This is a genomic window from Citreicella sp. C3M06 (genome assembly GCF_018860705.1).
Classification (GTDB): Bacteria; Pseudomonadota; Alphaproteobacteria; order Rhodobacterales; family Rhodobacteraceae; genus Salipiger.
On sequence record NZ_JAHKQA010000066.1, the window covers coordinates 1 to 5,867 of the forward strand.

Here is a 5,867-nt window from a genome sequence, read left to right on the forward strand (position 1 = left end):
TGAATCCTGACCCTAGGGTCAGCAAGGCGCTGATGGGCGTGTTCTTTATGGCGCTAATCGCCTTGGTAGGAGGATTGGCTGGAGCAGTCTTGGTTCTGGCTAAGATGATGATCACGCTGCTGATCGGCTTGGCCCCGGTGATGATCCTCTGTTCGATGTTCGACGTGACCAAGGATTATTTCCATCGCTGGGTGTCATCTTTGGCGAGCTTCGCTCTCTATCCGGTTGTAATCGCGGGGGTGTTCTCGATGGTCTTCGGTCTGGTCACGCTTTTGGTCAACGATCTCGGCACAGTAGATACCGCGGACAAGGCGGGTAAGATGGTACCGTTCCTCGGTGTGGTGATACTGTCCCTAGTTATGATCGTCGCCATTCCTTTCATCGTGCCCATGGTCTCTGGAAACCTTCAAGCCGGCTGGGCAGCGGCAGTCATCGGTGGCAACATCAAGAAAGGGCTCCCTCTAAGGACGTCCCCAGGACTAAGCGGCCCGAACACTCACGGGTCGCGGCCTGCATCGATCAAACAAAACACTTCTTCGGAGCACTCGCAGGGCTCTTCGCCGCAGAGTGGTGCGGCGCCCTCTCCTAGTACAGGGGCGAAAATGCAACGCATGATGGAGCGGTCCGAGCGTCTGAGGAAATGATCGTCACATTAGTAAGTTTTCCGTATTCCTTCTGACGATCCGATCGCCAGCGTGGTATGTGCCCTAGGCAATGCCCTTGGGCACACAAGTAATGGCCTTCATCTTCCACGAAATATCCGCAGAGGGAGCGCCCGAAGGCGTCGGGTGCTGGCGGCCCCCGTACTTGACACGCTTGGGAGCCATGCAATGCTCTCCCAAATGACAAGCTTCGCCTGCTACCAGAAGCGTAACTTAGTTTTGCTTCAGGATCGCACCGTGCAGCCCCGGGTCGCCGGAGATGGACCGGATACGCTGGTAGCGAAAACCGCAAACTCGTAGGCTGATCACTATGTCGCTGCTAGAGCTTGACCAAGACCTCGATGAACTGCTGCAGCGCTTCTTGGAGCTCTCAGGTGAGGGAAGCAAGTGTTCAGCCATCCGAGCCGCTCTGCTGAGCTGTATGGCGCGTGTCGGGTCACCGGAAGGCGAAGCGTCTGAACAGCCAGATGGTGAACCTGGGACAGATCAAGAAAGAGAAACGTTGCAGACCAGCAGCGGACGCTTGTCCACCGAGGGATTTTGGGCGGCCCTAAACGCCAAAAGTGGAGTGGTTCAACATCTCCCCACTCATCCTGACCAACAGGCGTTGAATGAGTGGTTTCTGTTCGGACCGAAAAACGCGCGCATCGAGCAGTTGGTGAGGAAGCTGGCCCTTGAACACGGTTACAGAGTTAATGCGGTTGAGAACTTAGTGGTTCATGCCCTCGAAGATGCGCTTGCACGAGCTGAAGGTGTTGTGCTTCCGAGCGACGACCGATGACCCCTCGGAGTTGCAACTCCGTTGCCAAGAGGCTGGTCAGGTCGTTCCATCCTAGAACGTCCTCGTCATCGACACGCCTATGGCGCGGGCCACAGGAACTTCTGCGCTCAAAACTGCTTCACCTCAGCAGCTCGACGGAGCGCTACAATTTGTTGCGGTTCGTCCTCTCACCCTCTACAACTTGACGAAAATCGCGCCAGCGTCGCGAACAGTGCTCATGGATGGCGTAGAGCCCCGACACAGCGGCCCACAGGTCTATCATTGATAGAAAAGTAGGTTGATCTTGTTATGTTCCTGTCCGTAAGCTAGCGTTTCGCATCGGCGCGCGAGCGGTCAAAATAGGAAGAATTATACTCATGGACACCTCATCTACCGGTTTCTCCGTCGACACCTCCCCAGAGTCAACTTCGTCGGCTGAAAGCAAGCAGCACGGTGACCTTCATGGGTACACATCGGAGACAGGACACTTCGCAGGATTGATGCACGGCGACTCAGCCAGCATGCTCAAGAAGCTTCCTAGTGACGTTTTCAATGTAGCGGTTACTTCACCCCCGTACTTCTGGGTTCGGGACTATGGCTACGACGGTCAGCTCGGGCATGAAGATTCCGTTGATACCTATATTAGTGCTCTCATGGATGTGTTCGATGAAGTGAAACGAACGCTGCATCCTGAAGGCGTCTTTTTCCTTAATATTGGTGATACCTTCTATTCTGGCAATGGCCAGCCTCACGGTAGCGACCCCAAATGCTCCTCCCGAAACTTTTTGCGGAAGAAAGTCCGGCCTGTGGATAAAAGCGGGTGGGATATCCCCAAGAAGAGTATGATTGGCGTCCCCTGGAAAGTGGCCTTTGAAATGCAGCAGCGTGGCTGGACGCTGCGTAGCTCCATTATTTGGAATCGTTGCAACGCCTTTGTAGAGCCGACAGCAAGAGATCGCCCGTATCGGCAGTATGAGTTCGTTTTCATGTTTTCCAAGAGCCGGTTCTATAGCTTCGACCGTTCGAAGCTCGTAGAAGAAGATGTTTGGAATATTCCAATTGAGCGCAATCGCCGCGCCAACCACAATGCTGCATTCCCTTCTGAGCTCGTTCGGCGCTGCATTGATATCGCTAGCCCGCCCAACGGACATGTACTCGACCCCTTTGTTGGTAGTGGAACTTCTATGTTGACGGCAATTGCCAATCACCGAAACGTGGTCGGGATCGATATGGGCGACGACTACATTGACTACGTCCAAGGTGCAGTAGAGGCAGAAGGATACAAGTCATCTCAGTGGTCTGAGGTCCAATCTGGCCTCAAGAAGCAATCACCCCTATGGGATGAGTGGGACGGGAATAGGAAAAATTTCCGCAAACCGGGAACGAAATCAAAAAAAGAGTCCTAAGTGCAATACTTTGATATTCCGACGATCAAAACCTCCATCGAGGCTCTGCAGGAAATTAGCGCTAATTGGCTTATTCCTGCGTTTGTTTTTGCCGCAAACGATGTTGGAGAGGCTGACCATGTTGACATGTCGAGGAATCTCGGCACGGATCAATTTTTGGATCGATACTTCAACGGAGCACTATTGGACATCCCCCCATTTGAAACGGGGAACAATCTACTTCGCCCTCGCTTGAAGGGGATACGTTGGGATCGCGGTGATTTTGCCAATGACTATATGATCCGGCAAGATACCAAAATGTGGGGCAACCTGTTCTCTAGTCGTGGATATAGAGACATGCGCCTACAGGGGTATCTTGAAGGCGAGAAGACCACTATTCGTCTAACAGATGCGTTTCAAGATGCATTTGAAGGTGAGGTCCCTGAAGAGTTTCAATTCGAGGACTTCATGGTGTGGTTGTTCGCATTCAGAGGTTTTCCTGACGGAATTGATAGCTGGCAGGCGTTATATGATCACCTTCTCTTTGAACATTTTGGCCTCGATGAATTTCAGGCGCCATACAGAGGAAGGTTTCGTCTAACAGCAGGCCGTGAATGGCCTCAGACTCTAACGCAACGCCCATCAAACGAGACCTTCCTTGAGGAACTGGCGCCTAGGCTTTGGGCTCATCTTCAAGCTCCTCCTATTACTCCTGAGGGCCAAGAGGAGGAGGCCGGTACGGGCGAAGTCGAGCTTATGAGTTCGGACGACGCTGTTTTAGCTATTATTCTCAACGCGATTAATAAGAAAACCAGTCACTCATTCCTTCTTGCCGGCCCCCCAGGGACCGGAAAAACAAAGTATGCTCATGAGATTGCTCAGTACTTAGCAAAAGGAGATGAAGATCGCATCGAGTTCCTCCAATTTCATCCAGCATTCGGCTACGATGATTTTGTGGAGGGCTTTCGTCCCGCTGTGCAGGGCGGCAGTGGAGAAAAAGGCGCAGCAGGCGTTAGCTATGTGCTCGATCAGAGGCATTTTCTCACCTTCTCAGAGAAGGCCAAACAGGATCCGGAGAATCTCTACATTCTAGTGATTGACGAGCTTAATCGAGGGGATGTGGCTAGAATTTTTGGTGAGCTCCTCACCTATTTGGAGCTAGACTACCGTGAGAAGAATTTTAAGTTGGCAATATCGGGTAGGGAGATATCACTCCCCAGGAACCTAATTGTCTTGGCGACAGCAAACCCATTTGATCGCTCTGTGACTGATTTGGACGATGCGCTTCTAAGACGTTTCATTGTCATCGCTTTGGACCCTGATAAATCCTTGCTTCAAAGTCACCTGCACGATCACGCTGTTGAGGAGCGGGTGATTAAAAGAACGCTCCACCTCTTCGATCTTCTGAACAATGCTTTTCCGGCTGGATTTGGTCACACAAGCTTTTTGCAGGTTCGCACCATTGAAGACCTGTCTGATGTCTGGGAGGGGCGAGTAAAACTCGGACTACAGCGCACTCTCTTCCACGACCGCCAAGCCTATGACCGCATAAAAGAAGAAGTCGATGGCCTCCTGAAGATTGATGAGGCCGCGGAGGTAGAGGGAGTCGACGGTGATGAGGCCTAGGTAAGCAAGACCGATGTTGTTTCCTGAAGCCGATGTTGTGGAGATCGAGGAGCGCGGTAGGCGCTTCTTCCCTCGTAGCGACCTCATCGACCAAAGTGGTCATTCACTCATTCTGCCTGAGACGAGGGACCTAAAGGCAATCGAGCTTCGAGATGTAACCAATGGCGTTGATCTCATGGCTCTAGGGTTGATTGGCTTCTTGCCGCTGACAAGCCGCATCACCCTGAATATCGTGCCTAAGTTCCCTATTGAGAACCTGTGGTCGATGTTAGAGATTGGGGGCGAGGACTACTCTCATATCCTTCCAACCATTCGGAGCTATCAAGGCGCTGAGAACCCGGCTCCAATATTATTGCTTGCGCGAAGCTTTTGCCATTATTTGCGGGGGGCTTTATCGACGGGCTTTGAGCGAACCTATTACACTCGCACTTTGACTGGCTACTACAAGCCGCGGGTCGAGTTTGGGAGAACAATTTCCACATATCTCTCGCGGGGGAATCCAATTGAAACCGTTTCGAGTGTCTATGAATTCGGGCTCGATAGTCCAGCAAACAAAGTCATCAAATCTGCGTGCCTGAGATTTTCTAGGCTCATCCCTCGGAGCGCAGAGTGGGAAGGCGAGCGGAGAATATTGCAGATCGCTCTTGATTTCTTGCGGAGGGTGCAGGAGCGCGAGCCAAGTTCTCATGATTTCTTCTTGGATGAGACTGTTTCACTTCGGCTAAGAGAGAACTATGCCGGGATGCTTAGAGTCTACCACTTGCTTGTCACTGGTGGAGGAATAGCCTTCTCCTTCGCGCCAGGCGGCCGTGAATTGCCATCTTTCTTGTTCAATCTCGAAGATATCTTTGAGAAATTCATTCGTGTTTCTTTTGGTGAAGGTCTTAGGGCTAGGAAAATTTCAGTTCTCGACGGGAACAAACATCAAGGGAAGCTCTTCACCGATAGCAAGGTCTACCCGACAAAGTCGGACGTCATCTTCAGGCGTGGTAAGAAGAACGTGATCGCCTTAGGCGAAGTTAAGTATAAGCCGAAGCTCAAAGAGGCCGATCGATATCAGATAATTAGCCATGTGACAGCGGCGGGAGCCCCCCTTGGAGTTCTATTTTCTCCAGCCAATGAAGGGGAAAGCCAAGGCCTCCGGAGACTGGGAAAGCTGCCAACAGGCGCAGAATTTTACCACTATCTTGTGAACATCCGAGGTGACATTCGGGAGGCGCAGGGTAAAATGGTAAAAGAGGTGGGCGCCATTCTGAAATGATAGCACCTACTTAACCTTTCCCTCAGGTCGTTCCGGTCTTGACATACCGAGGTATTCAAAAAACTGGAGGGTCACTTGGAGAGTGCTTTCGAACAAGTTCAGCCAAATAATTTCCTGCAATAGCCAGCGTTACTCCATTCGAGAGGCAAATGGCGCTAGGGTCAGGATTCATA

5 protein-coding genes are annotated in these 5,867 nt (G+C 51.7%); all 5 read left to right on the forward strand.

Annotated features, from left to right (window positions below; genetic code table 11):
- Window positions 1–644, forward strand: a 644-nt coding sequence (locus KO516_RS14410; protein WP_216004484.1) for a type IV secretion system protein, incomplete at its 5' end; no start/stop codon positions are given.
- A 328-nt stretch (window positions 645–972) separates the two neighbouring features.
- Window positions 973–1,443, forward strand: coding sequence for a hypothetical protein (locus KO516_RS14415; protein WP_216004485.1), 471 nt, complete (start codon window positions 973–975; stop codon window positions 1,441–1,443).
- A gap of 356 nt (window positions 1,444–1,799) precedes the next feature.
- Window positions 1,800–2,828 (forward strand): site-specific DNA-methyltransferase, encoded by a 1,029-nt coding sequence (locus KO516_RS14420; RefSeq protein WP_216004486.1) that lies wholly within the window; start codon window positions 1,800–1,802, stop codon window positions 2,826–2,828.
- The gene (locus tag KO516_RS24780) at window positions 2,829–4,433 is read left to right on the forward strand and encodes an AAA family ATPase (RefSeq protein WP_216004487.1); all 1,605 of its coding nucleotides are present in this window, start codon (window positions 2,829–2,831) and stop codon (window positions 4,431–4,433) included.
- Window positions 4,434–4,446: 13 nt separating this feature from the next.
- The gene (locus KO516_RS14430) at window positions 4,447–5,694 is read left to right on the forward strand and encodes an McrC family protein (RefSeq protein WP_216004488.1); all 1,248 of its coding nucleotides are present in this window, start codon (window positions 4,447–4,449) and stop codon (window positions 5,692–5,694) included.
- Window positions 5,695–5,867 lie beyond the last annotated feature (173 nt).